We start from the raw sequence: 25047 nt of genomic DNA, 5'->3' as shown, positions 1-25047 counted from the left end.
TACCATTTTTCTCTGCTGACTATTTGAGCGCAATCGCCGCCAGCAGCAGACGCCCATCGGCGCTGAGAGGCCGCAACTCGCCCGGAGCGTCGCCGTGCCAGCAGAGACCGCTGCCGACGGCGCAGCGCCGTCCGGCCAGATCCCATTCATCCTGCAGCACATAAGCAACCCCGTTAGTGGCCGGTCGCTGCCGGTCGCTCACCACTTCAACCTGCGCGAGGGCTCGCCCGCGCTGGGTCATGACATTGAAGTCCAGTCCAGGCTCAACGATCCCGACGCTGGACAGCGCCCATTCGCCGGGAAACGCCCACGGCTGCCAGCGCGCCAGCGGATGGTCGATCTTCTCCCCGCGCAGCCGTAGCGGTTGCCCCGCCAGCAGGACGATCGTCCGATCGATGCCGGGAAAAGGGGAGAATGGGCCATCGTCCTGCAGGGTGGCAATGCTCGCGCGCCAGAGAAAAGGCGCATCTACGGAAGGAACGGCGATAATTTCCCGGGTGGCGCCGGCGCCGTTCTTCCATGGCGTGACGGGCAAGGTAGCGTAATCAAAATAGGTGATCATTGTTTGCTCGGCGGAAGTCGGAAGTGGATAGTATTCGTTACACGCTTGTCTCAATGTTCTTACAAATTATTTACAACAGGGCTCACAAATCCATCATTGAGCGCGTGTGCGGGTTTGTCAATGCTTGTATATACATGAGCAGTCATCTGCGAATTATCTTATCGCCTTGACCAGAGCCATCATGACAAAACGCGATCGGGAGAATGAAAATGCAACAGCGTATTACTTTCCGCCAGGCCTGCCTGGTCACCCTGTTTTCGGGGCTACTGCTGTCTGGTGGCTCAACATACGCTAAAGAGTGGAAATCGATCACCATCGCTACGGAAGGCGGCTATGAACCCTGGAATCTGACGCTTCCCGGCGGGAAGCTCAGCGGTTTCGAGCCCGAGCTTATGGCGAATTTATGCCAGCGGATGCAGATCGAATGCAAACTGGTGGTGCAGAACTGGGATGGCATGATTGCCGGACTTAACGCCGGAAAATATGACGTGATCATGGATGCTATCGTCGTCACCCCAGAGCGCTCGAAGGTCGTGGCGTTTACCCAGGCATACGCAGCCACGCCGGCCTCTTTCATTGCGGTAAAAGGGTCGCTGCTACCGCCTTCGCCGGCGGTCAAGCTTCATGATAATGAGAAAGAGATTCAGGCGGCGATTGCGCCGCTGCGCGCGGCGTTGAAAGGGAAAACCATCGGCATCGCGTCCGGCACCGTGTACACCCCGTTTATTGATAAGTATTTCAAGGATATCGCTGACGTCCGGGAATATAACAACTCAGCGGATGCGATCCTCGACCTGCAGGCTGAGCGCATCGACGCGGTGTTTGATGATATTACCTTTGCCAACACCACCCTGTCGCGCCCGGAGAATAGCAATCTGGCATTGAGCGGTCCGCTGATGAGCGGCCCAATCTGGGGAGGCGGTGAGGCGATGGGCGTGCGCCTCGCCGATACCGAACTCAAAGCGAAACTGGATAGCGCCATTCAGGCGGCGCTGGCCGATGGGACGGTAAAAAAACTGAGTGAGAAATGGTTTAAAAGCGACGTGACTCCCTGAGCGAGGCAACCATGTTAAATCTTCTGAGTTTGGGTGAAAACGGGTGGGGGACGCTGATCCTCAGCGCAACGCTGACTACGTTGCTGCTGTCGCTCGCGGCGCTGGCCGTCGGTGCGGGGGTGGGCGGCGTTATCGCCGCCGCGAAGCTGTCCCGCCACGCGCCAGCGCGCTGGTTCGGCGCCGCCTGGTCGGTGGTATTCCGCGGTATCCCTGAATTACTGGTGATCTATCTGTTTTATTTTGGCGGCTCAGGGATGATTTCATGGCTGGGGCGCCTGTTTGGCGCAGACGGCTTTATTGAGGTTCCGCCATTTCTGATTGGCGCTCTGGCGATTGGCTTGATCTCCTCCTCGTATCAGGCGGAAGTCTACCGTGCTGCTCGTCTGGCGCTGATGCCCGGTGAAGTGGAGGCGGCTTCCGCCATTGGCATGCCGCGCTGGCGGATCCTGCAGCGCATCCTGTTGCCGCAGATTGTCCGTTATTCGCTGCCGGGTTTGTCCAACGTCTGGCAAATGAGCCTCAAAGACTCGGCGCTGGTATCGGTGACCGGGATGGTTGAACTGATGCGCGCCAGCCAGATTGCCGCTGGCTCTACCCGCGATTATTTCCTGTTCTATCTCATCGGCGGCGGCTGCTATTTGATCCTGACGCTGCTCTCTAACCGCGCGTTTACCCGGGCGGAGAGCCGTCTGAACCGCGCCTGGCTGCGTCGCAGCGCCGCGCAGGCGTAAGGAGCCCATATGATTATCGATTTTGCCTTTCTCGGTGAGACGTTGTTGAAGCTCGGCGCGGCGCTGCCGGTGACGCTGGGACTCTTTATCTGCTCTTTTTTGCTCGGCGGCGTGTTGGCTCTTGGCGTTCTGGCGCTGCGAATGAGCCGCTGGCCGCTGGCAAGCGGTTTCGCCAAAGGCTATATCCTGATCTTTCGCGGTTCGCCATTGCTGATCCAGTTGTTTCTCATTTATTACGGGCTGGGTCAGTTTGGGGTGATCCGCCACAGTTTCCTGTGGCCGCTGCTGCGCGAACCCTTTATCTGCGCCGTTCTGGCGCTGGCGCTCTGTACGGCGGCCTATACCGCGGAAATTCTGCGCGGCGGGTTGCTGGCGATACCCCCGGGCCAGATTGAAGCCGGCCAGGCTTGCGGTATGTCGCGCTGGCTGCTGCTGCGGCGGATCATTGCCCCGGTGATGCTGCGCTATGCGCTGCCAGCCTACTCCACGGAGGCCATTTTATTGGTCAAGTCGACGGCGCTGGCAAGCCTGGTGACCGTCTGGGACGTCACTGGGGTGGCCCAACAGATTATTCAGCGTACCTACCGGACGATGGAGGTATTCCTCTGCGCGGCGGCCATCTACCTGCTGCTCAATTTCATCATTGTGCAGCTGTACGCCCTGCTTGAACGGCGTTTAACCCCGCATACCCGGCAAAATCCGGCGACCGTGTCGCTCAAGCCGATAACCAAAGGAGAGTAAGATGCTCGATTCACGTCCGGTGACCTTATCGGTCAGCGATATTCATAAGTCCTTTGGCTCCCTGGATGTTCTGAAGGGGATCACCATTCAGGCGCAGCAGGGCGATGTCATTTCGATCCTCGGCGCCAGCGGCTCCGGTAAAAGTACGCTGCTGCGCTGCATTAACCTGCTGGAAACGCCCGATGCCGGAGTGGTCAGCGTCGGCGGCGAGACGATTGAAATGAAGCATCATGCCCGCGGGCATCGGCTGGCGGCGAACCCCCGGCAGATAGAGCGCCTGCGCTCGCGGTTGGGGATGGTCTTCCAAAGTTTTAACCTCTGGTCGCATATGACGGTTCTGCAGAATGTCATTGAGGGGCCGCATTATGTGCTCAAACGGGACAAACGGACCTGCATTGAACAGGCTGAGCAGTTGCTGGAGCGAGTGGGGATGTTGAACCGAAAGGATTTCTATCCTGCGCAGCTCTCCGGCGGCCAGCAGCAGCGTGTGGCGATAGCCCGCGCGCTGGCCATGGAGCCGGACGTCATGCTCTTTGATGAACCTACCTCAGCGCTGGATCCCGAACTGGTCGGCGAGGTGCTAAAGGTGATGCGCAGCCTGGCGGAGGAGGGACGGACGATGCTGGTGGTCACCCACGAGCTGGGATTCGCCCGCCATGTTTCCAACCGGGTGGTCTTTATGCACCAGGGGACGATTGACTGCGACGGTGCGCCAGAGGCGCTGTTTGGCAGCCAGGGGTCCGCGCGCTTCAAGCAATTTATCTCCAGCCACCAACAGCCAGGACAGGTCGTATGAAAATGATCCAGTGGGGCGATGCGCCGATACGCTGGCAGGAGGTGGCTTGCGTTGCCCGGGGCGAGGCGACCTTGAGCCTCAGCGACAGCGCCTGGTCGCGTATCGCGCAAGGGCGGGCGATTGTCCAGCATATCGTTAAAGCCGGCCAGGTAGCCTATGGGATCAACACCGGGCTGGGGGCGCTGTGCAATATTACGCTGCCGGAAGCGCAGCTACACCAGCTGTCGCGCAATACGTTGCTCAGCCACGCCTGCGGGGTGGGACCGTTGCTGGAGGTCGCCCCAACCCGGGCAATTATGTGCGCCGCGGTGGCCAATTTCAGCCACGGTAAATCCGGGATCTCCGCCGGGATAGTGCAGCAGCTGTTGGCGTTTTTGCAGCATGGCGTCACCCCTCAGGTGCCCTCCCAGGGGTCAGTTGGCTATTTAACGCATATGGCGCACATTGGCCTGGCCCTGATGGGGATTGGCGATGTGCTCTGGCAGGGGCGAGCGTGGCCAGCGGCAGAGGTCCTGTCGCAGCTAGATCTGCAGCCCATCGCGCCGGGAGCGAAAGAGGGGCTGAGCCTGGTCAACGGTACGCCGTGCATGACCGGTCTCGCCTGTCTGGCGTTAGACGACGCCGAGCGCTTAATGAACTGGGCCGATGTAACCGGCGCGATGAGCTTTGAAGCGCTGCGCGGCCAGCTTGTGGCATTCGATGCCGAGATCCTGGCGCTGAAAGCCAGCCCCGGGATCCAGACCAGCGGCCAGCGGCTGCGTGAGCTGCTGGCGGACAGCCGTCTGCTGGCCGAAAGTGAAGGACTTCGCACCCAGGATGCGCTAAGCCTTCGCTCGATGCCTCAGGTGCATGGCGCCTGCCGCGATCAGTTTAGCCACGCGCAGACGCAGATAAATATCGAACTCAACGCCTGTACTGATAATCCGCTGATCCTGGGAACCGTTGAGCAGTGGCGGGTGGTCTCCCAGGCGCATCCGCACGGCGAATCGGTGGCGATGGCCTGCGATTTGCTGGCCATTGCCATGGCTGAGCTGGGCGCCATCGCTGAACGACGCCTTGACCGGCTGGTGAATCCTCTGGTGAGCGGGTTGCCGGCGTTCCTGGTCGCCCGACCGGGCGTGAATTCAGGCATGATGATTGCCCAGTACGTCGCCGCGTCGTTGTGCGCTGAAAACAAGCAGCTGGCGCAGCCGGCGGTGCTGGATAATTTTGTTACCTCGGGTCTGCAGGAGGATCATTTAAGCCTGGGCACCGGCGCAGCGCTGAAACTGCAGCGCCTGCTGGGCAACCTCTATCAGATCCTGGGCATCGAATATTTACTCGCCGCCCAGGGGCTCGATTTTTACGAGCCGCAGAAGTTGGCGGCGGGCACGAGCCGGGCGCGAGACTTGCTGCGCGAAAGCGTGCCTGGCTGGGAGGACGATCGCTGGCTGGCGCCGGACATCGCCAGCGCGGTGGCCATCCTTAAGCGAACCGCTGGCCACGCGCCGGCGTGAGGTCTGCGGGCGAGGTGAATGAGACGGCGCTATTTGCCGTCTTTGCGCCAGGCGTCAGCGGTGAGAGCCTCACCGAAGTGGCCGGCGATCAGGCGTCGGGTCAGGTCATGCAGCGGTGAGGCCAGCACATCGGCGGTGCTGCCGCGCTCAACCACTTCCCCGTTATGCATCACCAGCACCTGATCGCTGATGTGCTTCATCATTCCCAGGTGCTGGGTGACATAGATGTAAGAGATGCCCTGTTTCTCCTGCAGCTCCAGCATCAGGTTGATGAGCTGGGAACGCATCGACATATCCAGCGAGGCCAGCGCCTCATCGCAGACGATGACCTTCGGGCGCAGGATCAGCGCCCGGGCGAGGCCAAGACGCTGCTTCTGACCCGGGGCCAGCATATGGGGATAGTAGCTGACGTGGTCCGGCAGCAGGCCGACCATGCGCAGGGTGTCGATGATCTGTTTCTGCCGCGCTTCGGCGTCAAGGTCGGTATTCAGCCGCAGCGGAAAATCGAGGATCTGCGAGATGCGCTGGCGTGGGTTTAGCGACGTCGACGGATCCTGAAAGATCATGCGAATCTTCTGGCTGCGGTAGGAGTAATCCCCGAAGGTCAGCGGATGGTCATCGATCAGCACCTCGCCGCTGGTGGGCTCCACCATGCCCGCCAGCATCTTCGCGAGGGTGGATTTTCCGGAGCCATTCTCGCCGATAATCGCCAGCGTCTGCCGTTCGCGCAGGGTAAAGCTCAGCGGCTTAACCGCCTCCACCGTCTGGCGGTGAAACCAGCCGGTGCGATAGCGAAAGGTCTTACTGAGTTGGCGCACTTCCAGCAATGTTTCGACCATTTCACTCTTTCTCCATGTTCAGCGGGAAATGACAGGCGTACAGGTGATTGCGCGCCCCGGTAAGACGCGGGGTTTCAATACACTCGCGCTGGGCGTACGGACAGCGCGGCCCCAGCCGACAGCCGATGGGCAGCTGCTCCAGCAGCGGTATCGCCCCCGGCAGGGTGTTGAGACGGCTTTTATGCGGCATTGCGCTGCCAAAATCCGGGATCGCGCGGATTAACGCCTGGGTGTAGGGATGATGCGGCAGGGTGATCAGCTCTTCGCTGGGCCCGCTCTCCACCGTCTGCCCGCAGTACATGACGTTGATTTTATCCGCCCATTTGCTGAGCATCTGCAGATCGTGGCTGATCAGCAAAATGGTGGTGTTGTTGTTCTGGTTGAGCCGCGTCAGCAGGCGGATAATCTGCGCCTGCGTCGTGGGCTCCATAGCGTTAGTCGGTTCATCGGCGATCAGCAGGCGCGGCTGGTTGGCCAGGGCGATGGCAATCATCACCTTCTGGCACTCGCCTTCGGTCAGCTGATAGGGGAAGCTGCGCATGGCGTCTTTGTGATCTTTAATCCCGACGCGGTGCAACAGCTCGATGGCCCGACGTTTACGCCAGCCCAGCCGCTGCCACCAGCGGCCCTTGTAGGTCCAGCCAGGGATACTCTGGATCAGCTGCTGGCCGATGCGCTCAGAGGGGTCGAGGCACGACTGGGGCTCCTGGAATATCATCGACACGTTGTGGCCGATCAGTTTCCGGCGCTCGCGGTTCGACAGCCGCAGCAGATCGATGTCGTCGAAACGCATGCGGTCGGCCGTGACCCGCCAGTTGTCTTTTGTCACGCCGCAGATAGCTTTGGCGATCAGGCTCTTCCCGGAGCCGGATTCCCCCACCAGGCCACGGATTTCGCCTTCGGTCAGGGTCAGGCTGACGCGGTCGACGGCTTTTACCCAGCCTTCGTTGGTTTTAAATTCGATGGTTAAGTGACGAATATCGAGTAACGGCATTATTCTACCCCGGCAATGATCGCCCGGCGAATACCGTCGCCCAGCAGGTTGACCAGCAGTACGCTGAGCATAATCGCGGCCCCGGGCAGCATCACGGTCCACGGCGCAACATAGATAAGCTCCAGCGCATCGCCCAGCATCGCTCCCCATTCCGGCGAAGGCAACTGAGCGCCGAGGTCAAGAAAGCCCAGCGCGGCGATATCCAGAATAGCCATCGACAGGGCGCGGGTGATCTCGGTCACCAGGCCGGAGGCGATATTGGGCAGGATGGCGAACAGCAGAATATTCAGCGTCGACGCGCCGTCGAGGCGGGCGGCGATAATGTACTCTTTCTCCAGCTCATCGTGGACCATGCTGTAGACGGAGCGCACCATGCGCGGCAGCAGCGCCAGCCAGACGGCAAACATCGCATGGCTGAGGTGCGGCCCGGCAAAGGCGACGACGATGATCGCCAGCAGCAGCGAGGGGATGGAGAGCAGGGTATCGAGGATATGGTTCATCACCGCCGAGCGCAGGCCGTGGGTCGATCCGGCAATGACGCCCAGCACCAGGCCAAACAGCGTGGCGCCGAGGGTGACGACAAAAGCGCCGCCGACGGTCGGCGCCGCGCCGCTCAGCAGTCGGCTGAGCACATCGCGCCCCAGGTCATCGGTTCCGAGGAAGAAAGAGACTTCCCCATAGCGCGACCACGATGGCGGCAGCAGCTGGTAGCCGAGGAACTGCTGGTCGATGCCGTAGGGGGCGAACCAGCCGCCGAAGACGCAAAGCAGCAGCAGCCCCGCGCAGCCGTACAGGCCGATCATCGCCGTGGTGTCGCCATAGAATTTACGCCATACGGTGCGCAGCGCGCCGGGCGGACGCTTTTCCAGATAAACGCTATCGTAGGGCATATGAATCCGTTTTAAGTTTGTTAGTCATGCTTTAAGTCTTTTCAAAAATCCCACTAATACCAACACCTTGACAGCATAGAGTGCTTTAATTTTGTGTGTTCTGCATTGATTTGAAGGTTATCAATTTAAGTAAAATGTGTACACTGATGTGTATATCGTCTTCCGGAGTGTACACATTGCTTACCGACACAAAATTAAGAAAAGCTCTTGGCAAAAAGAGAGACCAGATCGAGGTCATATCGGACACTCATGGTCTGAATGTCCGGTTGTCTACTTCCGGCAGTATAACATTCTTTTACCGCTACAGATGGAACGGGAAAGCCGCTCAGCTAACGATTGGCGATTATCCAACCACCTCCTTATCTCAAGCTCGCGAACGTAGACAGCAGTTCAGGGCCTGGTTGACAGAAGGACTCGATCCGAGACGGCAAACAGTTCTGGAGAAACAGAAAAAAGTCGAAGCACTCACCGTTAAAGAGGCTTTCGATTACTGGGAAAAGTATTACTGCATCCCTGAAGGTCTTGTGAAAATCAAGGTTAACCGGCGGGACTTCAATAACCATATAGCGCCTGTGCTGGGGAACATGATTGTTGATCAGACCACTAAAGCGCACTGGCTTAACCTTTTTGATGGCATGGGGCGAAGAGTTGTCACTGGTCAGATGCTGGGGCTGATGCAGCGTACGTTCCGTTTCTGCTCCAATCGAGGGGTAATTAATGTGAACCCGATTGAGAGCCTTAGGCGCTCTGACGTAGGTCTCACAGCATCCGTAAAAGATCGCAGGTTGAGTGATGAGGAAATCAAAACAGTTTGGAACATCCTTCCTGAAATGAAGTACCGACAACAGCTGATAATGAAGTTTCTCATCATGACTGGCTGCCGGAGTACAGAGATCAGAACAGCAAGATGGGAGTGGTTTGATTTCCATGAGCAAACGTGGACCATTCCGGCAAGCGATTATAAAACCGGGAAATCGGTCAGAAGGGCACTTCCCGAGGCAGTAGTAAGAATGATGTTAGCAGAGAAGGAAATGTCAGTTTCAAAACATGTTGTGACACTGTCACGTTACAGGGGGCCAGAAGATGACAGACCGCCACTACAACCAAACGTCGCTCTGTTTTCTGCTCAGATTATAGCTAAAACAGGCATGAAGCCCTGGTCTCTCCATGACCTCAGACGAACAGTGGCGACACGCCTTTCTGAATTAGGTGCGCCGCCACATGTTGTGGAAAAACTGCTTGGCCATCATATGGCAGGTGTCATGGCACGTTATAACCTGCATGATTATCTGGATGATCAGCGTCACTGGCTTGCTGTTTGGCAGGATCACCTTGAGAAGCTGGTTGGTCAGCCTCTGGTTTGATCCCCACGTTATCTTCCCAGGCCAGCAGGTCTGAAAGTCTCCACCTTTTAGGGCTGCCATTTATTTTAGGCTGCGGGAATGGCTGAGCAAAGTAAGAGGGCATCCGGGATGGGGTGCTCCAGAAATAGAGTGTGCTGCGCGATATTTTGTATCTGGACAGAACGTCATCGGTTATCAAAATTTCATCTGATTTATGAGATGTATTAGTCATAAAAACCCCTTAGTTACTTTGTCCAGGCAGATGGTGTAGCCGGCGCGCGCAGCTCATGGCTGTGGCCACATAGCTACTTTTTCTGTTAACAACTTCTACAGTGATCTTTGAGCCTTGAACCACCACCGTATAAGTTCTTTTCGTTTTCTGTCGCCCGTAGGCTCCATAAAGCTCAACGTGTTTTGCCAGTGCCGCATCGCACGCCTGGCGGCCCAGCGGTGATTGCTTGCTTCGGTTAATCAGTCGCATATTCACCTCACACAAAAACATCAACTGGATCGCCAGCTGCGCGCGCGTTGTCGTTCGCTTCCCGGCGGAGGCCGAGAACATAGCCAACGGGATCCCAACTGGACAGAATTGCATTGAGCTCTTTATGGCTGTGCCAGGTAGTCAGGCGCTTTTTAAGCTCGGTGGCGCAGGCGCGCACGTTAGCCCGGGTGGGGCCGGCCATCTTCATGCACAAGCACAAAGTCAGAAGCAGATCCGAATATTCGTCGGCGGCTGCGCGCAATGCTGCCGGGTCGATGCTGGCTTCCAGCTCGGGCAGGCGGTGTTTCAGGCTCATTTGGCACCTCCCTTACGACGAAGAGCCATTCTCAATCTGTTTTTCGCCAGTCTGGCTTTGCGTTGTGCGGGCGTTTCACGTTCGCGAGCGCGCGCATTTGATTCACGATTACGGCGGCGCCTGGCGTTGAGTGATTCGTCTTCGCTTCGTAAATGCATCCGAGGTTCCCCGTCCTTTGGCTCGGGCCACTGGCGCGCCTTATTTACCGCGAGCTTATCGATCATCGCCTGGGTAATCTGCTCGTCAGTGATTCCCGCTCTGCGCTGGGCATCCCACATCAGGAACTGCATATCAGCCCATTCGCTGTGGTCGTTAGGTTCCGCGGCAGCTTCAAGCGCTTCTATGCTGAGGTGTTTCAGTGGGCCAGCCGGACCAACATTGCCGAAGGTGGCATGCGACCATTTAGCGTGTTCGCGGCGAACCTGATTGCGAGCAAATGAGAACTCCCCCATCAGCGCAGCCAATGCGATTTCAGTAATACGCAAATACATGGCTGCGCGGGACGGATTGCTGAATTCACCCTCTTTTAAAAACTTCGACATTTCCGCCACGTCAGCACGGCACACGGCGATTAATTGCTCATTAGTGAAGGTGGCGATATCAGTCATTCCAGGCCTCCAGCTCGTTCTGAATTTCTTCATCAATAGCTTCGTTGCAGGCAAACGCATCAAGAATGAGCTTTGCGTCTTTGCGATAGTGCTCCCGACGTTCGTCGTACCAGTCTGAGAAAACCGACGACCAACCCTTAATACCAAAATCAGCTCGGGCGTTATCTTCTGCCATTCGTTCAACCATGCAGTTAGCCGTGGTGAGCGCAGCTTCGCGGATATACCCACGCAGATCGCGCTTACGCCAGACAGTGCTAAATTTTGAATCGCAGCGCCCTTTGAACTCAACTTCCCAGCGACGGATGCAACGTGCATTCAGTGATTTGCTCATATCGTTACCGGGAGGGCGAACCCTCCCGCCTCCCTTAGCCCACGTATTCCGGTTTCATGTCGTCCAGGGTGATGCGGAACTGGTCATACAGTTCATCACCGAGGTGGCGGCGCGATGAGGTCAGGGTGCTTTCTGCCTTCGCGAATAATGCTTCTGCCTCCGGATCCCCCGGGTTAGGGAGTGAATTTATGGCGGCCTCAACTTTGTTCTTTGCATCAACAAGGTAGTAGCGTTTCACTGCCTTACTCTTCAGTTCGGTATACAAAGCAGTACCCAGCAGAGCTTTCTGTGATTCGATGTCTACACGAATGGCTTTGGCCTGATCCACTGAGTCAGCTGTATCAATCCGGTCTCGGAGTTCGTCAGCAACAGAGTCAACGTTAGATGCAGGCTCTTGCGTGCTGGTGGAATCGCCAACGGAGTGTGTTATTTCATTCAGCGAGACTTTTTCTGCCTGCGCCGGGTTGATAACCCTTTCTTCGCGTTCGTCAATTTCATCGGCGGTATAGACCCCGAGGATCACATCCGGGCAGTACAGTCGCGCCCAACGTTTAACGGCGAGATAGGCCAGTTGCTGACGGGGGTCGCTCGCCCACAGTGTAGAGTTGCGGACTTGTGCCTGCGAAAGCATCAGCACAAGCTCGCGAGGTTCTGATTCTCCTTTGAGGGTTGCCCAGGCGCGGACGCCCACGCCAGCTTCATCTTGCAAATCCCAGCCCGGCGCGATGTAGTCGTTACCTTTGCCGCTGGTTTTTTTAATAAAGCGACCAACGATATTTTCCCATGCACCAAACCATTCAAAATGGATCCGGTCTTTGGTTGGAGCCATGGTGTTAATTACCGCATTCACCAGTTGAGCCTCATAGCCAAGCACACCTGAGTTACCCACGATGAAGGTTTTCTGTGCCACTGCAAACGGATCCATACCCCAACGCGCTGCCTGCATCACTACAGCCATGCACGCATCTGGTTTCCCACGATAATGCTCAGGCACGAAGTTTCCACTATTGGCCATTACTTCCGAGAGCGTGCGCAGGCGGTTGAACAATTCACCGTTCGTCAGGATAGAAACGTTGTCGATCTTCTGGGTCTGGTTTTCAGTAGTTGCGACTAAATTGGACATTGTTATTCCCCCTTATGCCTGTACGCGCAGCGCTTCGAGGCGGCGCACATCAAAATCGTTAAGCTCTTCGGTGTAGTCTTCGGTAATCGGCGCAGGCCAGTCGCCAGTGTCGAAACCGTTCGCAATGGCGCGCATAGCTTTGCGGTATTCCAGCATGCCGAGTTCCAGTAGTTCTTCGGATGCCTCGATGATGGCGATCCAGTGGTAGTTCTCGTCTTTGTTAACGAATATCCAGAAGAACTGGTCAAGGGCTGCGGTTTCGCAGTACATAGCCGCGCTCAGGTGGTAGTCGCGCTCGATGATTTCCCTGTGCAGCTTCGCGCGCAGGCCTTCCTGCTTGATGTTCCACATACTGATGGTTTTCAGGTCCGCTCCGATGCGAAGGCCGCCCATGTCTATCTCAAGGTCAGGACGCACACGAACTTCCAGCCCGGTTTCCTCATCAATGCCGAAATAACTCACCTCGACGGCTCGGCTCGGGTGCGTCAACAACTTGCCGGCAGTCGGGTGGTTCAACAGTGCTTTCTGAATGGCCAGTGCCGTAGCCAGCTGCTGGCGGGTAACCAGCACTTTTCCTTCAGGGTTTTCGCGCCATGCATCCAGCAACTCATCGGCAAACACGGCATCCGGTTTAACCGATTTCACGGCCTGAATCAGATCCGCCTTAGTACCCGATACTTTCAGCGGCTGCGCCTTCTGCGCTTCCTGAGCAACCATGTCAGGATTGATAATCGCCAGTTGTTCCAACATGGCATCACGGCTGCCGCTGGTTTTAACAGTCGCTGGCAGGGTGGCGTTGTATTCTTTGATGCAGGCTTTCATTGCTGACGCGGTAAAGTTTTTATCGTCACCAACGATTCGCTTGAACTCGTCAGGTAATTCCAGATACGCAATGCCAATTGCATCTTTGTCGCCGCCCAGCGGTACAGGAGCGGGCAGGGTGGCGTTGTATTCCTCCAGGAATCTCTTGATGTCATCTGCGCTGAGCAAAACCGGAAGCCCATTGTTGTATTCATCGATAAATGCGCGGATCGTCGCCGTCGTGGTGAAGGCGACTTCCGGAATTTCCGGCTCGATACTGAATTCTTTTTCCAGCTGATCAGGCTGCAGCGCCAGTGCATGCACCAGATTGCCCATATCCAAAACAGGAGAGCGCACCTTCTGGATGGTTTTGGATACGTGGCGCGCCTCGAAATACATCAGCGATACCCGTGCATCTTTAACCATCGTGGAGCTGATACCGTTAGCGGCGTGGTAGATCTCATTTGGCACGCCTTCATATCGACCAGGCTCGAAATACTCCGGCCATGCTGGCGCTGCTTGTTCAGCCACTTCCTCTTCATCGCTATGAGCACTCTCGGAAACCCGGCTTTTCAGCACTTCGGTGGTAAGAACCGGGCAGCGTTCAGCCAGTATTTTGCTCATGTTCACGGCAGTTGTTTGCGCAGGAGGCTCATCAGCGCCTTCGCCTGCTGATACCGCATTATCATTTTCGTCTTCGACCGGCTGAGCCGTTTCCATCTGCACATCGCTGGTGGTTTCCCTGGAATTAGCTGGATGTAATTTTTCTTCTGCAGCGCGCTGGCGCGCCTGGTCCACGATAGAAAGTGCTGGTGTTGGTGATGTCTGGCTATCCATCAGACCATCAATCGAAAAAACACCATTGCCCATGTTTGAAACTTCAGGCTGTTTGGGGTTGGTCAGGTCTTCGATTATCCACTTTGGATCCGTGGGGTCACTGATACCTTCGACATATTCGCCGCGTTCGGCGGCCAGAACCTGATTAGCGTCAGGGCGTTTCTTTTGATCTTCTTTCACCAGTTCGGTGCCAATTACCTGAAAGTCAGTTGGGAGAGTTTCCAGGTCAGGCACACCTTCATCTCCATCGATAGCCTTTTTCACAGCGTCCAGAGTGACGGCGGCAGATGAAACATGACCAGCTTTCTCAAGCGTCTCAGCAGAAGGGGTGTCATGCTTATGCTCGGTCAGGTTCGCATTGATGTAGGTCTGCAGACTTACCGGAAAATGATGAATGTCGCTGGTGGCGCCACGAATAAGGGCAAAAATCGCGGCGCGGGAATAATCCAGGATGCCTGCAACCTTGCGCAGCGCCGCCGACCATTCCTTGAACGGACTTTCTTTCTTCTGGACGATCTCTTTGGCCCGGCGGTGAATTGATGCGGGGAAATTGTAGATATCGAAATCCATTGGCATTGTGGCCAGAGCTATTTCTACATCGAGCGTATCAAGGGTATGGGTGTAGTCAGGGTTGCGATCGGTTTTATTACCGCCGCCAGCATTCGTTCCTGCATCAGTTTTCAAAACCGAAGAAATGCAGTTACCGGCAGCCCATTCCCTGGTGAGAATACCGCGGTCGAGCGCGTTCGTGGCAAACCACAGCTTTGCAAACTGGATACGCTTGCCGAGCTCATGCCGTTTCCCTTCGGGGAAGACTTTTTTATTGGCACTGGTGAATTTCCAGAGCGCCGGCATATCGTATTTTTTGATTTCAGGGATATTCTCGGCGGCCAGAATCAGATCCTGGACGGCTGCGTTATCAGTGTCCATTTCAAGAACTGACAGCTCCTGCCGGTGAGGCATGCTGATATGATAAACGTGGCGTTCTTCGGCCATATACTGCGCCAGCAACTGAGTGCGAAAGGGGAGTTCTGCCACGTTAAAAAGCGCGCTTGAATCGTTCTGATATTCATCGCTACCGAAAGTTTCCACGGTCTCACCTTGTGCCGCGTCACCAGTAGTATTGGCATCAACCAGCTCGCCACTAACGGGCTCAGCGGATATTCCGGCATCATCGATGTGATGATCCGCAGGCGCCTGACCTGGCTTCAGAGCCCAGGTGCGGCCATCGTCGCCGAGCTGGTAGCGTTCGCACCATGAGTAATCGAGAACACCCTCCGCCGGCAGGTCATTGAATACCGGGAAATCGGTGCGAATTGGTTTTTGATAGTCTTTGCCGCGGCCTGTTTCGATCCCGGCGTCTTCCAGATCGACGTCCAGTTGCAGAAGGGCGCGAGCTTCTGATTTATTGGTACGCCAGATTACGGCATCAGCTTTACCCGATTTTTGAGTTGCTTTTATCAGATAAAAATATTCCATGTGATAGCCTCTATTTTGGATGTAGAATCCCCCGGGCCATTGGTAGCGCCCATTCAGGGTTGTCATTGGTTTTGGTAATTTCCGGTGTAACTTTGGTCGGTGGCACCGGACGTACAGCCCGCTTCGGCGGGTTTACGTTAGCTCTCGTGCGCCATCTGGTCGTAAGAGGCGCAGCGTTCAGAGCAGTACTCTTTTTCTTTCCGTGCGAGCTGGTTTCCCTGGAGATATAACAGGGTGCTTACTACTGGTTTTCCCTCGATTGCTTTACGGCAGTAACCGCATTTCTTCTGCATTCCTCCCCCTACATTTGCACCGTGAACCCGGCTGGATGCTCGTCCAGTACACCTTTCAGCGGATAACATTCAGCTTTCACGTGTTGCTCTTCTGCAGCTGCCTTGCAGTCATTCTCAGTGTCGTAAACCCCGAGCAGGACATCCTGATTACCGCCCGTCAGCATGCTGACGGTGAGAACCAGGGCAAACATCGTGCTCATGAAGGGTCTCCTTTTTGCGCGAGCATGTAGCACACCCGGCGGATGAAAGCTGACAGCGGACTTAAGCGAACAGCCTGCTGACGAGCGGGTTTGCGTGCGAAATCATTCATAGAAACAATCCCCTCAGTGCGCTGAAGAGCGCGATCCAGATGAAGAGCCCAATTACTGCCGAAATGACCATGGCTCTGATGCCTTGCTTACTCATTTCAACCTCAGCCATTACGTGGCCAGCGGAACGTTTAAACCTACTGCGCGTTGATCTCTCCACCTCATCCGGTGTTTCGTATGCCGCCGGCAGCTACTTCGTGGGCTCCATGCCTGGGTGGTTCGTGGTGCGTCTTGGAGGTATTATATTAAGTCTGGGGCTTAATATGTGTCAAGCTCCAGGCGAAGTCTGTGTGTAAGTTTTAGGCTTAATATTGATGATGGAGGGATGGAAGGGCATAAAGTCTTGACGCTATGGTCACATTAGGGGGTTGGGAAAGAGTGAGATAAAGAAGATGCGTAAGATGGGTACAAAAAACCCGGCTCGATGGCCGGGTTGGTAATATTACTTAGGTATCAGTTTTGGGTAGCTCAGGGTGAACCATTTCTAAGTTGTCCTCAAAATGTTCGTAATCCTTGCTCAATTTCATAATTGTAACGACGGAAGATAGATGCTCTCTAAGCTTAGGATGGCCAATTTCTTGGGTTAGATGTTGGTGAAGACGTCCCTTCCTTTTACTCTTGGCTGCTTCACTTTTAAGTTCATCTCGTAATCCTGGCGCAAGGCGGTCATAAACTATTTTATTGGTTAATGTACCGAAATAAGATGGAAAGTTTTTCTTTTGAGGCGGATAAGGGACACCTCTGAGGCGACACAACTGTTCATAGTAATCAGGTTGGAAGGTGTGTACCCATGGTTGTAATTCTTTAGCAACAAAAGCTTCAAGTATTTTTGCGAGAGCATCTCGCTCACGTGCTTTCTGATATCCCGTAGCTTCATCGATTAAGGCTACTATACCAACTCTGGCAAAGCCACGGACGAGTAGTTCGGCACGCTCAGCTAAATGCTCCTGTTGTTTTTGAAGCTTCCCTTCCTTCCTGGCTGCGAGTATTGCATCGCATATGTCCGCCAAAATGGTCGCAGGATAACCAAAAGCGACTCCTCCACCGGTTTTGTGTCTAAACTTTATGGGGTTTTCGATAATCGGCAGTATCTCATTGTTTATAAATGGTTTTATCCTGTCTCCGCCTACAAAATTAAGTAGTCGGTCAGCAGCACCTGCAGACATACCCAAGCCTGAAAATACTCCCCTTTGAGAAAGAACACGAGAGCCATCGCTAAGTACATAACATTGTATCTCAGCATCACCAATGCGTAGGGGGGCATCAGATGAACCATATTCAGCTATTGGTAGCGAGGCTAATTCTTTTTTAGCCGCCGCCATTTTTTTGGCAGCTTCTTTTCGTTCTTCTGGAGTCATTTTTGCAGCTTTTGCCTTACCGCCTTTTGCTTTTCCTGAGGGCTCTTTATCTGCATCGTTATCAATTTTGTTAGTCATAGGGGTCTGCTCGTGTTGTGAATGTACATGCATTTAATCATATGTACGTAGCAACATGCAAAATGTATTTTTGTAAAAAAAAGCTGCATTTCTGCAGCTTTCGATAGAAGTTATTAAGATCGAGACTTTTCGCACTCCAAATAAGTCATTCCTGCGATTGAATCCGCCGACCCATGTACTTGGCGTATAACTCGTCGAGTTCCTTGAGCCGCAGTGACACGATCCGCAATATGTTCTGCTGTTCTTCTTCCGGCAGTTGGCGATATAGCTCCAACAGCCGCTGTTCGTCTGGTTTGAGTCCGTCTTTTTCATCAACGTCCTCGCCGAGCAACCAAGGTACTGAAACGCCAACTGCGTCAGCTACAGCCAGCGCTGACTTTTTGCTTATTACGCCTTTTTTAAACCAGCCGTTTACTGATTGCGGAGTTACCCCTGCAACCCTGGCCATATCAGATTTTGTCATCCCGCGGCGAGTTAGTTCTGTCAGACGCTCTACGAGAATCGGGTTAAGTAATTTTTTCTCAGTCATATCAGAAGAGTAAGCCTTTTGCTTATAAATTTAAATTAGCCCAAGGCTTGACTGATTATTAAGTCTTAGGCTTAATTGATGTGTATACTCACCGGAGACGACTATGAACGGATTAGAAAAGGCCATCAAAAAAGTAGGTACAGCTAGCAATCTGGCAACCCTACTGGGCATCAAACCCATGTCGGTAAGTCGCTGGAAGAATCGCTACAAAGGCGTTGTTCCTCACGACCGGGTATTGGCGATATTCAACATCACCGGCGTCACCCCGCACGAACTTCGCCCGGATCTCTACCCGAATCCAACTGACGGCTTGCCGAAACAGGGGACCGGATCATGCAAATAATGTCCTTTCAAAAAAATACCGGATTCAACACCGGCGCTCTGATAAAGCGAAATCAACAGAGAGATGAAGATCACGACGGCATTCGTTCAGCCGTACGCGCCTGGGCTGCAGCTGAAGGTCAGGATGTTGTGTCGGCACACATCATCGAAGAATGGCGGCAGCAGGGCGGGGATGAAATTGAATTTCCTTCTGACATCAGTCGTGCCCGGCAGAAGCTTTTTCGCTACCTGGACAACCAGGCCGAGTCTGAGCGCTATCGCGAGTACGTGCGTCTTCTTACTCCGGCAATCATGGCCGTTCTTCCGCTGGAGTTTCGCCATCGCCTGATGCCCGAAGACAATTTTATGTCCCGTCTGGCTCGTCTGGAAAAAGAAACCAGCGAAGCGAAGGTTGCCGTTGCTATGGGGGCACCACGCCATCAGAAGCTGAAAGAACTGAGCGAGGGAATAGTCGAGATGTTCCGCATAGACCCGGAGTTAACAGCGCCACTGTTGGCCATTGTCACTTCAATGCTGGGAGCTCTGTAATGGGGAATATCAAAAAAGGTGAAAGCCGCGGTGCTGCAACACCTACGGCTTTCGTTGCGAATTAACTGGATCAATTCACAGGGGAAATTATGAACACTCACCAACTGAATATCAATAACGGGGGCGCCCATGGCTAAAAATTCGAAAGACGCTTACGGCGCCAGCGGCAAAAGCAATGTTCTGTTTTTCGAACCGGAAAGTTTACATCTGGTTACCGATACAACACACCCGCTTTACGACGAACGAGTACACCTACCGCTTAATGAAGCTGTGATCCTCAATATCATGGAACTTGGGGTACTCGAACCGATTATCGTGTGGAAGGACCCGGAGACAGGGAAAACCTGCGTGGTGGCAGGTCGGCAGCGCGTAAAGAACGCTAAGGAAGCAAACGCCAGGAGAAAGCGGGCGGGGCTGGAACCCTGGCCGGTACCCGGTATAGCTAAGCGCGGCTCGGCAATTCAAATGGCCAAATACATGGTCAGCGAAAACGAGATCACGCAACCAGATACCCCACTGGGCCGGGCAAAAAAAATGGTTCAGCAGATGGAATACGGTCATGACGAAAATGACATTGCCCTGCTTTTTGGCTGCAGCGTAAAAACGGTCCAAGCAACCGTGGCTCTACTGGATGCTACGCAGGCCGTCCAGGCGGCGGTTGAGGCTGGAAAAGTCACTGTCACTCAAGCTCGTCAGCTGGTCGATATGCCACCGGAAAAGCAACGGGAAACGGTCAAACAGTTAGAGGCAGCTGCAGAGGGTGTAACTGGCCACGAGAAAGCTCGCCGCCAGCGCGCTGTCCTCGGCGACACAAAGCCGCGTCTCAAATCCCGTAAGGAAATCACCCTGCAACTTAAAACCGCCTGCGGCGAATACGCAGCGGCTTTGCGGTGGGTGCTTGGTGATGAAAACACACCAGTTTAAGCAACAACGGGGTCTCTATGCGTGATTACGGCAAGGTGCATACATCATTTTGGATAAGCGATGGAATGCGCCGGGTATCGGATGATGCCAGGTTGCTGGCGCTGTACCTGCTCACCGGGCAACACACGAACATGATTGGGTGTTTCCGGCTGCCTGATGGATATGTTTCGGAAGACTTAGCCTGGACTCCTGAAAGGGTTTCGAAAGGGTTTGATGAGCTATCGGCTAACGGTTTCGCAACGCGCGATTCGTCATCGAAATGGGTGCTAATTCGTAACTTTCTGACCTGGAATTCAGTTGAAAACCCAAACCAGGGAATTGCAGCACTGCGTTTGTTTGATCAGGTCCCGGACACATCTACGGTTAAGCCAGAGCTGGCGCGGGTTTTAGCCTCGGCAATATCCCACATCGGCATCGCAAAACTAAAGGGTTCCGAAAGGGTTCTCGAACCGTTCCTTAACCAGGAACAGGATCAGGAGCAGGAACAGGATCAGGAAGAAGATAGTTCGGGGCATGGCTTCGCCACACCCCCAGACGATCAGAACCAGGACGAAGGCGATAAACCTGATCCCCAAAAAATATACCCGAATGATTTCGAGCAGGTCTGGTCGGTTTATCCCAAGCGGGCAGGGGGAAACAGCAAGTCAGATGCTTTCAAAGCCTGGAATGCCCGAATCAGGGATGGAACCACTACGGCGGAAATCTTCGCAGGAGTGGTGCGTTACGCGGCTTTCGTTAAAGCCGAGGGAATCCTCGACACGCAGTACGTGAAACAGGCGAAAACGTTTTTTGGCCCTGGTATGCATTTCAGCGAACCGTGGGCGATTCAGCAGGCGCCACGCGCACGAGATCCCAATCAGATTTCGGAACCTGACAAAACCATCCCATCGGGATTCAGGGGGTAGCGATGAAAAACATGATTGGTACCGGGAATGCACTGGAGCGACTGAAAAAACTCATTCCCCCTGGCGTTCAGCCAAAATTCGGCAGCGTTGATGAATGGCGTGCCTGGCAAGCCGAAGAAGGCCCTAAACGCTGTGAGGAACTGGAAAAACAAAACCAGCGCGCACGTGCAGAGAAAATCTTTGGACGTGCAGGAATTCAGGATCTGCACCGCGGCTGCACATTCGCGAACTATCAGGTTGAGTCGAATGGCCAGCGTCGGGCGCTCTCGATGGCGAAAAGTTATGCGCAGCATTTCGGCTCTGGGTTTGCGAGTTTCGTATTCAGCGGAGCGCCGGGCACCGGGAAAAACCATCTGGCGGCAGCAATCGGAAATCACCTGCTGGCTGGTGGCCGCTCTGTGCTGGTGGTAACCATTCCGGATCTTATGCTGCGTGTTCGGGAATGTTATGACGGCGGGCATTCAGAGGCGTCCTTGCTGGACGATTTGTGTCATGTGGACCTGCTTATTCTGGATGAGGTGGGTATTCAGCGCGGAAGCAGCGGTGAAAAAGTCATCCTGAATCAGGTTATCGATCGCCGGCTGTCCTCCATGCGACCTGTCGGCATCCTAACCAACCTGAACTATGAATCGCTGAAGGAAACACTGGGTATGCGGATCCTTGACCGTCTCCAGATGGACGGCGGTATGTGGGTGAATTTTGAATGGGACAGCTATCGCAAAAACGTGCGCCATTTGCGCGTTGTTAAGTGAGGTATGTATGGCAAGAGCATTGTCAGCAGTTGAGCGCAGAGAGTACGTCTACGCAGTGATTCGGATCACCAGGCATCAGGGGCGCCTCACGACCGCCGAGGCAATGAACAAACTGGGCCTGAGCCGCGCTACTGTCCAACGGTATTTTTCCGAAGCAGAAGCGACCGGCGAGGTTGTCCGGCATGGTCGTTTGGGGCTTTTCCGCGATCAGCGGGCCGTCATCGACTTTGACATGAAGCGTTTTGGCCTGGTGCCGAAAGTTGCTGTTGGGATGAATTACAGCCTGCTTGGCAGCCCCGTTTTTCAGCGAGTGTTAGATGTTCAGGAGGCTATTCATGGCAACTCAATTTGAAAACGGATTAACACTGAGTCAGCTTGCAGAACGTAACGCTGAGTTGGTTACGGAAGTCGAAAAATTACGTGCCGAACGCGACGCGTCATTGAATGAAGAGCGCGTATGGGAAAAAACCATGATGGAAGTCTGCGGCGAGGATGGCCCGGCGTCGTTCGCGGCGGTGATTAAGGCGCTGGCTGTTGAGAATGTGGCGCTGAAGAATGTTTTTATCCAGAAGAAAATCCCATCCGAAGCAGTCGATGCATTCTGGGAAACCGCAGTAATGGATCATGACTGGAATGAAACCTCCGAGTGGTCATGGGTTGAAAACGAAACAGAGGTTATCCACGCCGTTCTGGATGCCCTTAAGCCTGAAACCCCCGCCACCGATGCCTACCTGGCCGGGATTAAGGCTGATGCGATTACCGCTTCTTTGGATGCTTGCTCTGACTATCTTGAAACTGACTGTGTTATGGACAGGCTTGATATCAGCTACGAAGAAGCCGAAAAACGTACGTCAGGAGCAATTGAGTTTCATGATGCGATCGTCGCTTTTGTCAATCGGCTGCGCGAGGGTGCCAAATGACCGAGCAAACCATTCTCGACATGTGCTGTGGCTCTCGCATGTTCTGGTTCGACAAACAGGACCCGCGTGCATTGTTCGCCGACATTCGCTCCGAGCAGCACACCCTGTGCGACGGGCGCAGCCTGGTTATCAGCCCGGACATTATCGCCGACTTCCGCGCGCTGCCGTTCGCTGACGCCTCTTTCCCCATAGTCGTGTTTGACCCGCCGCATCTTGAACGAGTGGGCGAAAACGCCTGGATGAGTAAGAAATACGGTCGCCTGAACAAAGACACCTGGCGCGATGACCTGCGCGCAGGTTTTGAAGAGGCTTTTCGCGTGCTGCGGCCTCATGGCGTTTTAATTTTTAAGTGGAACGAAGTTCAGATCCCTGTGCGCGAAATTCTAGCTCTTACCGATGAGAAACCAGCAATTTCTCAGCGCACTGGAAGGAATGACAAAACCCACTGGATATTGTTCGTCAAAAGTGGACGCGAGATAAGAATGGCCGATCCACTTCTGGAATATACAACCAAGAGATTTCTGGAGTTGGAAAGCTTACTGCTGGTGGATATACCTGAAACAGTATGGCCAGCGGAAGTCAGTATGGTCTTCTCTCAGATCGAAAACGCCGGGACACTTCCGGCGCACCACCAGCGCCGACTGCAGCACCATATCAATCGTATGTGGCTGGAAAAAATGCCGGTACCGTCAATTATCGCCGCGGCTGGTTCGCTGGCCTGCGCCATGGAGAAATATGCGTGAGAGAGAGCGAAATCATCGTTGATAACTTTGCTGGCGGCGGCGGCGCCTCAACGGGCATCGAGCTGGCGATTGGGCGCAGTGTGGATATTGCGATTAATCATGACCCGAACGCTGTAGCGATGCATACTACTAATCACCCGGACACGCTGCACTATTGCGAGTCGGTTTACGAAGTCAGGCCAAAGGTCGCGACCGCTGGCCGCCGTGTTGGTTTGGCCTGGTTCTCACCGGACTGCCGCCACTTTTCCAAAGCGAAAGGGTCTAAACCAGTTGAAAAGGCGATTCGTGGGCTGGCGTGGATCGTTATCCGCTGGGCGCTGGATGTTGGTCCGCGGGTAATGATGCTGGAGAACGTTGAAGAGTTTAAAACGTGGGGTCCACTACTGGCATCGGAAATGCGTCCGGATCCGGACCGTGTTGGCGAAACGTTCCTGGCATTCGTCGGCATGCTGACATCCGGAGTTCCTGCGGATCACCCTGCGTTGTTGGAATGCTGCGAGTTTCTGGAGTTGTCGCCGGATAGCGAACAGGCGAGGCGCTTGATTACCGGGCTGGGCTATGACGTCGATTATCGCGAGCTGCGCGCCTGCGACTATGGTGCACCAACTATTCGTAAGCGCTTTTTCATGGTGATGCGAAGGGACGGGAAACCGATAGTCTGGCCAGAAGCTACTCACGGGGATCCGAAATCACCGGCGGTGCAGGCTGGAAAATTGACGCCATGGCGGACAGCTGCTGAATGCATCGACTGGTCCATTCCTGCACCATCGATATTTGACCGCAAAAAGCCGCTTGCAGTTAACACGTTGAAGCGTATAGCACGGGGTATCCAGAGATTTGTGGTCGATAGCGATAACCCATTCATCGTTAAATGCAACCACACTACGACACGCGGTAAATATTATTGTTTCCGTGGGCAGGGGTTGTATTCACCAATACAGACAATCACCAAAACTCATGGTTACGCGTTGGCAGTACCTACTCTGGCACCATTTATGGCTGGAAATGGTGGTAGCCAGTATCAAGCTAAACCGCGTCCACTCAACAAACCAGTTCATACCATCCTAAAACACTCCCGAGCATGTGTGGTTGCCCCGGTTATCGCCCGCCAGTTCGGCACCAGCATTGGCCACCGGGCAGATGAGCCTTGCGCCACGATTACCGCTGGTGGTGGGGGTAAGTCTCAGTTAGTCACGGCCACGCTTATTCAGATGGGGTATGGCGAACGGGTGGGGCAATCGCCGCGGGTTCTCAATCTTGGTAAACCGTTGGGTACTGTTACAGCTGGGGGCAATAAGTTTGCCGTAACAACTGCTTTCCTGGCGAAACACTATGGCGGGAACTACACCGGTCCGGGCGTTGCGCTTGATGAGCCAGCTCACTCAGTGACTACAGTAGATCATCACGCTCTTGTGACATCGCATCTGGTAAAACTACGCGGAACCTGCCGCGATGGCCAGCGAACCGATGAACCGATGCCGACAATCACTGCTGGAGGTCAGCATGTTGGAGAAGTTAGCGCGTTATTGGCGGCCAATGATTACGATGAGCTGCGTGCGGATCAAGTTAAAGAGTTCCTAAATTCTTTTGGCGTCAGCGAATTGGTGACGATTAAGGGCATCGTTTACCGCATTGTTGACATCGGAATGCGCATGCTGCAGCCACATGAACTTTATCGCGCTCAGGGATTCCCGGAGTGGTACATCATCGATCAGGATTACCGCGGTGTGAAGTATGCGAAGGATAAGCAGGTTGCACGCTGCGGCAATGCCGTTCCGCCCCCATTCGCTGAGGCGCTGGTGAGGGCTAATTTGCCGGAGATGTGCCTGAAAAAAGACATTGCAGCATGATAAAGCCCGCTTCGGCGGGTTTTATCTTTTATGGCGAAAAATTAATCCAACAGGAGAATGGGGGGGCGAAAAGTGAACTTAAGCCCACAAAAGG

Annotated in this window: 27 protein-coding genes and 2 pseudogenes; 15 read left to right on the top strand and 14 right to left on the bottom strand. The window is 54.6% G+C overall.

Translation table 11 applies throughout. The annotated features are described in order from the left end of the window. Positions 1–19 precede the first annotated feature (19 nt). Complete coding sequence (locus ACLH1U_RS09755) at positions 20–562, bottom strand: HutD family protein (RefSeq protein WP_411299221.1); 543 nt, start codon at positions 560–562, stop codon at positions 20–22. A gap of 209 nt (positions 563–771) precedes the next feature. Between ACLH1U_RS09755 and ACLH1U_RS09750 the strand changes: the two genes are divergently transcribed. The 5 genes from ACLH1U_RS09750 to hutH are packed head-to-tail and all read left to right on the top strand — an operon-like array spanning position 772 to position 5381. Continuing rightward, positions 772–1617 carry a transporter substrate-binding domain-containing protein gene (locus tag ACLH1U_RS09750; RefSeq protein ID WP_023289345.1) on the top strand — a complete coding sequence of 282 codons (846 nt, stop codon included), beginning with the start codon at positions 772–774 and terminating at the stop codon, positions 1615–1617. 11 nt (positions 1618–1628) lie between these two features. Next, the gene (locus ACLH1U_RS09745) at positions 1629–2348 is read left to right on the top strand and encodes an ABC transporter permease (RefSeq protein WP_023289346.1); all 720 of its coding nucleotides are present in this window, start codon (positions 1629–1631) and stop codon (positions 2346–2348) included. Positions 2349–2357: 9 nt separating this feature from the next. Then, positions 2358–3089 carry an ABC transporter permease gene (locus ACLH1U_RS09740; protein ID WP_023289347.1) on the top strand — a complete coding sequence of 244 codons (732 nt, stop codon included), beginning with the start codon at positions 2358–2360 and terminating at the stop codon, positions 3087–3089. Position 3090: 1 nt separating this feature from the next. Next, the gene (locus ACLH1U_RS09735; protein WP_017900863.1) at positions 3091–3885 is read left to right on the top strand and encodes an ABC transporter ATP-binding protein; all 795 of its coding nucleotides are present in this window, start codon (positions 3091–3093) and stop codon (positions 3883–3885) included. Beyond that, the gene (gene hutH, locus ACLH1U_RS09730; RefSeq protein WP_411299220.1) at positions 3882–5381 is read left to right on the top strand and encodes an HAL/PAL/TAL family ammonia-lyase; all 1500 of its coding nucleotides are present in this window, start codon (positions 3882–3884) and stop codon (positions 5379–5381) included. The genes ACLH1U_RS09735 and hutH overlap by 4 nt, the downstream gene beginning before the upstream one ends. A 29-nt stretch (positions 5382–5410) precedes the next feature. Here hutH and sapF read toward each other — a convergent pair whose 3' ends face one another. Genes sapF through sapC form a run of 3 tightly spaced genes read right to left on the bottom strand, consistent with a single transcriptional unit; the run spans position 5411 to position 8104 of the window. After that, positions 5411–6220, bottom strand: a complete 810-nt coding sequence (gene sapF, locus ACLH1U_RS09725; protein ID WP_004203898.1) for a putrescine export ABC transporter ATP-binding protein SapF — start codon at positions 6218–6220, stop codon at positions 5411–5413. 1 nt (position 6221) lies between these two features. Further along, positions 6222–7214 (bottom strand): putrescine export ABC transporter ATP-binding protein SapD, encoded by a 993-nt coding sequence (gene sapD, locus ACLH1U_RS09720; protein WP_023289349.1) that lies wholly within the window; start codon positions 7212–7214, stop codon positions 6222–6224. Next, a complete protein-coding gene (gene sapC / locus ACLH1U_RS09715; RefSeq protein ID WP_004151901.1) occupies positions 7214–8104 on the bottom strand; it encodes a putrescine export ABC transporter permease SapC in 891 nt (296 codons plus the stop codon). The genes sapD and sapC overlap by 1 nt, the downstream gene beginning before the upstream one ends. Before the next feature lie 146 nt (positions 8105–8250). On the opposite strand from sapC, the gene ACLH1U_RS09710 reads away from it, so the two are divergent. Next, positions 8251–9468 (top strand): tyrosine-type recombinase/integrase, encoded by a 1218-nt coding sequence (locus tag ACLH1U_RS09710; protein ID WP_181404260.1) that lies wholly within the window; start codon positions 8251–8253, stop codon positions 9466–9468. Positions 9469–9688: 220 nt separating this feature from the next. Here the strand turns inward: ACLH1U_RS09710 and ACLH1U_RS09705 are convergent, their stop codons facing one another. The 10 genes and pseudogenes from ACLH1U_RS09705 to ACLH1U_RS09660 all read right to left on the bottom strand — a co-directional run bounded on the left by ACLH1U_RS09705 (position 9689) and on the right by ACLH1U_RS09660 (position 17989). Then, positions 9689–9928, bottom strand: a complete 240-nt coding sequence (locus ACLH1U_RS09705) for a DUF4060 family protein (RefSeq protein WP_072413440.1) — start codon at positions 9926–9928, stop codon at positions 9689–9691. A 7-nt stretch (positions 9929–9935) separates the two neighbouring features. Continuing rightward, positions 9936–10244, bottom strand: coding sequence for a hypothetical protein (locus ACLH1U_RS09700; RefSeq protein WP_016160778.1), 309 nt, complete (start codon positions 10242–10244; stop codon positions 9936–9938). A gap of 140 nt (positions 10245–10384) precedes the next feature. Next, positions 10385–10852: pseudogene (locus ACLH1U_RS09695) on the bottom strand (DUF550 domain-containing protein); the annotation flags it as partial. Continuing rightward, complete coding sequence (locus tag ACLH1U_RS09690; RefSeq protein ID WP_064154892.1) at positions 10845–11183, bottom strand: hypothetical protein; 339 nt, start codon at positions 11181–11183, stop codon at positions 10845–10847. The pseudogene ACLH1U_RS09695 and the gene ACLH1U_RS09690, both read right to left, overlap by 8 nt. Positions 11184–11217: 34 nt before the next feature. Next, complete coding sequence (locus ACLH1U_RS09685; RefSeq protein WP_064154893.1) at positions 11218–12306, bottom strand: RecT family recombinase; 1089 nt, start codon at positions 12304–12306, stop codon at positions 11218–11220. Between the two features lie 12 nt (positions 12307–12318). Then, positions 12319–15423 (bottom strand): RecE family exodeoxyribonuclease, encoded by a 3105-nt coding sequence (locus ACLH1U_RS09680; protein ID WP_411299219.1) that lies wholly within the window; start codon positions 15421–15423, stop codon positions 12319–12321. A gap of 137 nt (positions 15424–15560) precedes the next feature. Beyond that, positions 15561–15716: a YdaE family protein gene (locus ACLH1U_RS09675; protein ID WP_012967861.1), complete on the bottom strand. Its 156-nt coding sequence runs from the start codon at positions 15714–15716 to the stop codon at positions 15561–15563. 8 nt (positions 15717–15724) lie between these two features. Next, positions 15725–15916 carry a YebW family protein gene (locus tag ACLH1U_RS09670; RefSeq protein WP_004179600.1) on the bottom strand — a complete coding sequence of 64 codons (192 nt, stop codon included), beginning with the start codon at positions 15914–15916 and terminating at the stop codon, positions 15725–15727. Positions 15917–16470: 554 nt separating this feature from the next. Then, on the bottom strand, positions 16471–17460 hold the full coding sequence (locus ACLH1U_RS09665; RefSeq protein WP_110237546.1) for a P63C domain-containing protein: 990 nt from the start codon (positions 17458–17460) through the stop codon (positions 16471–16473). 145 nt (positions 17461–17605) lie between these two features. Further along, positions 17606–17989 carry a helix-turn-helix domain-containing protein gene (locus ACLH1U_RS09660; protein ID WP_032738843.1) on the bottom strand — a complete coding sequence of 128 codons (384 nt, stop codon included), beginning with the start codon at positions 17987–17989 and terminating at the stop codon, positions 17606–17608. Between the two features lie 103 nt (positions 17990–18092). On the opposite strand from ACLH1U_RS09660, the gene ACLH1U_RS09655 reads away from it, so the two are divergent. From ACLH1U_RS09655 to ACLH1U_RS09615, 9 genes and pseudogenes are all read left to right on the top strand, one after another. Further along, on the top strand, positions 18093–18332 hold the full coding sequence (locus tag ACLH1U_RS09655) for a transcriptional regulator (protein ID WP_110237547.1): 240 nt from the start codon (positions 18093–18095) through the stop codon (positions 18330–18332). Continuing rightward, the gene (locus ACLH1U_RS09650) at positions 18323–18859 is read left to right on the top strand and encodes a toxin YdaT domain-containing protein (RefSeq protein WP_411299218.1); all 537 of its coding nucleotides are present in this window, start codon (positions 18323–18325) and stop codon (positions 18857–18859) included. The genes ACLH1U_RS09655 and ACLH1U_RS09650 overlap by 10 nt, the downstream gene beginning before the upstream one ends. A gap of 129 nt (positions 18860–18988) precedes the next feature. Next, positions 18989–19783, top strand: a complete 795-nt coding sequence (locus ACLH1U_RS09645) for a ParB/RepB/Spo0J family partition protein (RefSeq protein WP_110237549.1) — start codon at positions 18989–18991, stop codon at positions 19781–19783. Between the two features lie 17 nt (positions 19784–19800). Then, a complete protein-coding gene (locus ACLH1U_RS09640) occupies positions 19801–20688 on the top strand; it encodes a hypothetical protein (protein ID WP_227500906.1) in 888 nt (295 codons plus the stop codon). A gap of 2 nt (positions 20689–20690) precedes the next feature. Beyond that, a complete protein-coding gene (locus ACLH1U_RS09635) occupies positions 20691–21440 on the top strand; it encodes an ATP-binding protein (protein ID WP_110237550.1) in 750 nt (249 codons plus the stop codon). A 7-nt stretch (positions 21441–21447) separates the two neighbouring features. Continuing rightward, a complete protein-coding gene (locus tag ACLH1U_RS09630) occupies positions 21448–21792 on the top strand; it encodes a DUF977 family protein (RefSeq protein WP_012967875.1) in 345 nt (114 codons plus the stop codon). Continuing rightward, positions 21776–22360 (top strand): hypothetical protein, encoded by a 585-nt coding sequence (locus ACLH1U_RS09625; RefSeq protein WP_258314971.1) that lies wholly within the window; start codon positions 21776–21778, stop codon positions 22358–22360. The genes ACLH1U_RS09630 and ACLH1U_RS09625 overlap by 17 nt, the downstream gene beginning before the upstream one ends. Then, positions 22357–22824, top strand: a pseudogene (locus ACLH1U_RS09620) (class I SAM-dependent methyltransferase); the annotation flags it as partial. The gene ACLH1U_RS09625 and the pseudogene ACLH1U_RS09620, both read left to right, overlap by 4 nt. A 275-nt stretch (positions 22825–23099) precedes the next feature. Further along, the gene (locus tag ACLH1U_RS09615) at positions 23100–24953 is read left to right on the top strand and encodes a DNA cytosine methyltransferase (RefSeq protein ID WP_411299217.1); all 1854 of its coding nucleotides are present in this window, start codon (positions 23100–23102) and stop codon (positions 24951–24953) included. The last annotated feature ends 94 nt before the right edge of the window (positions 24954–25047 follow it).

It is taken from the genome of Klebsiella sp. 1SOBk5mer (assembly GCF_046603115.1).
Taxonomy (GTDB): domain Bacteria; phylum Pseudomonadota; class Gammaproteobacteria; order Enterobacterales; family Enterobacteriaceae; genus Klebsiella; species Klebsiella quasipneumoniae.
The sequence above is the reverse complement of the archived record's forward strand: the minus strand, read 5'-3'. Positions and strand labels throughout refer to the sequence as shown.

What these genes read in the sequence shown, in the direction of transcription:
- ACLH1U_RS09755 (WP_411299221.1), bottom strand. Translation starts at nt 562, where the DNA reads ATGATCACCTATTTTGATTACGCTACCTTGCCCGTCACGCCATGGAAG.
- ACLH1U_RS09750 (WP_023289345.1), top strand. Translation starts at nt 772, where the DNA reads ATGCAACAGCGTATTACTTTCCGCCAGGCCTGCCTGGTCACCCTGTTT.
- ACLH1U_RS09745 (WP_023289346.1), top strand. Translation starts at nt 1,629, where the DNA reads ATGTTAAATCTTCTGAGTTTGGGTGAAAACGGGTGGGGGACGCTGATC.
- ACLH1U_RS09740 (WP_023289347.1), top strand. Translation starts at nt 2,358, where the DNA reads ATGATTATCGATTTTGCCTTTCTCGGTGAGACGTTGTTGAAGCTCGGC.
- ACLH1U_RS09735 (WP_017900863.1), top strand. Translation starts at nt 3,091, where the DNA reads ATGCTCGATTCACGTCCGGTGACCTTATCGGTCAGCGATATTCATAAG.
- hutH (WP_411299220.1), top strand. Translation starts at nt 3,882, where the DNA reads ATGAAAATGATCCAGTGGGGCGATGCGCCGATACGCTGGCAGGAGGTG.
- sapF (WP_004203898.1), bottom strand. Translation starts at nt 6,220, where the DNA reads ATGGTCGAAACATTGCTGGAAGTGCGCCAACTCAGTAAGACCTTTCGC.
- sapD (WP_023289349.1), bottom strand. Translation starts at nt 7,214, where the DNA reads ATGCCGTTACTCGATATTCGTCACTTAACCATCGAATTTAAAACCAAC.
- sapC (WP_004151901.1), bottom strand. Translation starts at nt 8,104, where the DNA reads ATGCCCTACGATAGCGTTTATCTGGAAAAGCGTCCGCCCGGCGCGCTG.
- ACLH1U_RS09710 (WP_181404260.1), top strand. Translation starts at nt 8,251, where the DNA reads ATGTGTATATCGTCTTCCGGAGTGTACACATTGCTTACCGACACAAAA.
- ACLH1U_RS09705 (WP_072413440.1), bottom strand. Translation starts at nt 9,928, where the DNA reads ATGCGACTGATTAACCGAAGCAAGCAATCACCGCTGGGCCGCCAGGCG.
- ACLH1U_RS09700 (WP_016160778.1), bottom strand. Translation starts at nt 10,244, where the DNA reads ATGAGCCTGAAACACCGCCTGCCCGAGCTGGAAGCCAGCATCGACCCG.
- ACLH1U_RS09690 (WP_064154892.1), bottom strand. Translation starts at nt 11,183, where the DNA reads ATGAGCAAATCACTGAATGCACGTTGCATCCGTCGCTGGGAAGTTGAG.
- ACLH1U_RS09685 (WP_064154893.1), bottom strand. Translation starts at nt 12,306, where the DNA reads ATGTCCAATTTAGTCGCAACTACTGAAAACCAGACCCAGAAGATCGAC.
- ACLH1U_RS09680 (WP_411299219.1), bottom strand. Translation starts at nt 15,423, where the DNA reads ATGGAATATTTTTATCTGATAAAAGCAACTCAAAAATCGGGTAAAGCT.
- ACLH1U_RS09675 (WP_012967861.1), bottom strand. Translation starts at nt 15,716, where the DNA reads ATGCAGAAGAAATGCGGTTACTGCCGTAAAGCAATCGAGGGAAAACCA.
- ACLH1U_RS09670 (WP_004179600.1), bottom strand. Translation starts at nt 15,916, where the DNA reads ATGAGCACGATGTTTGCCCTGGTTCTCACCGTCAGCATGCTGACGGGC.
- ACLH1U_RS09665 (WP_110237546.1), bottom strand. Translation starts at nt 17,460, where the DNA reads ATGACTAACAAAATTGATAACGATGCAGATAAAGAGCCCTCAGGAAAA.
- ACLH1U_RS09660 (WP_032738843.1), bottom strand. Translation starts at nt 17,989, where the DNA reads ATGACTGAGAAAAAATTACTTAACCCGATTCTCGTAGAGCGTCTGACA.
- ACLH1U_RS09655 (WP_110237547.1), top strand. Translation starts at nt 18,093, where the DNA reads ATGAACGGATTAGAAAAGGCCATCAAAAAAGTAGGTACAGCTAGCAAT.
- ACLH1U_RS09650 (WP_411299218.1), top strand. Translation starts at nt 18,323, where the DNA reads ATGCAAATAATGTCCTTTCAAAAAAATACCGGATTCAACACCGGCGCT.
- ACLH1U_RS09645 (WP_110237549.1), top strand. Translation starts at nt 18,989, where the DNA reads ATGGCTAAAAATTCGAAAGACGCTTACGGCGCCAGCGGCAAAAGCAAT.
- ACLH1U_RS09640 (WP_227500906.1), top strand. Translation starts at nt 19,801, where the DNA reads ATGCGTGATTACGGCAAGGTGCATACATCATTTTGGATAAGCGATGGA.
- ACLH1U_RS09635 (WP_110237550.1), top strand. Translation starts at nt 20,691, where the DNA reads ATGAAAAACATGATTGGTACCGGGAATGCACTGGAGCGACTGAAAAAA.
- ACLH1U_RS09630 (WP_012967875.1), top strand. Translation starts at nt 21,448, where the DNA reads ATGGCAAGAGCATTGTCAGCAGTTGAGCGCAGAGAGTACGTCTACGCA.
- ACLH1U_RS09625 (WP_258314971.1), top strand. Translation starts at nt 21,776, where the DNA reads ATGGCAACTCAATTTGAAAACGGATTAACACTGAGTCAGCTTGCAGAA.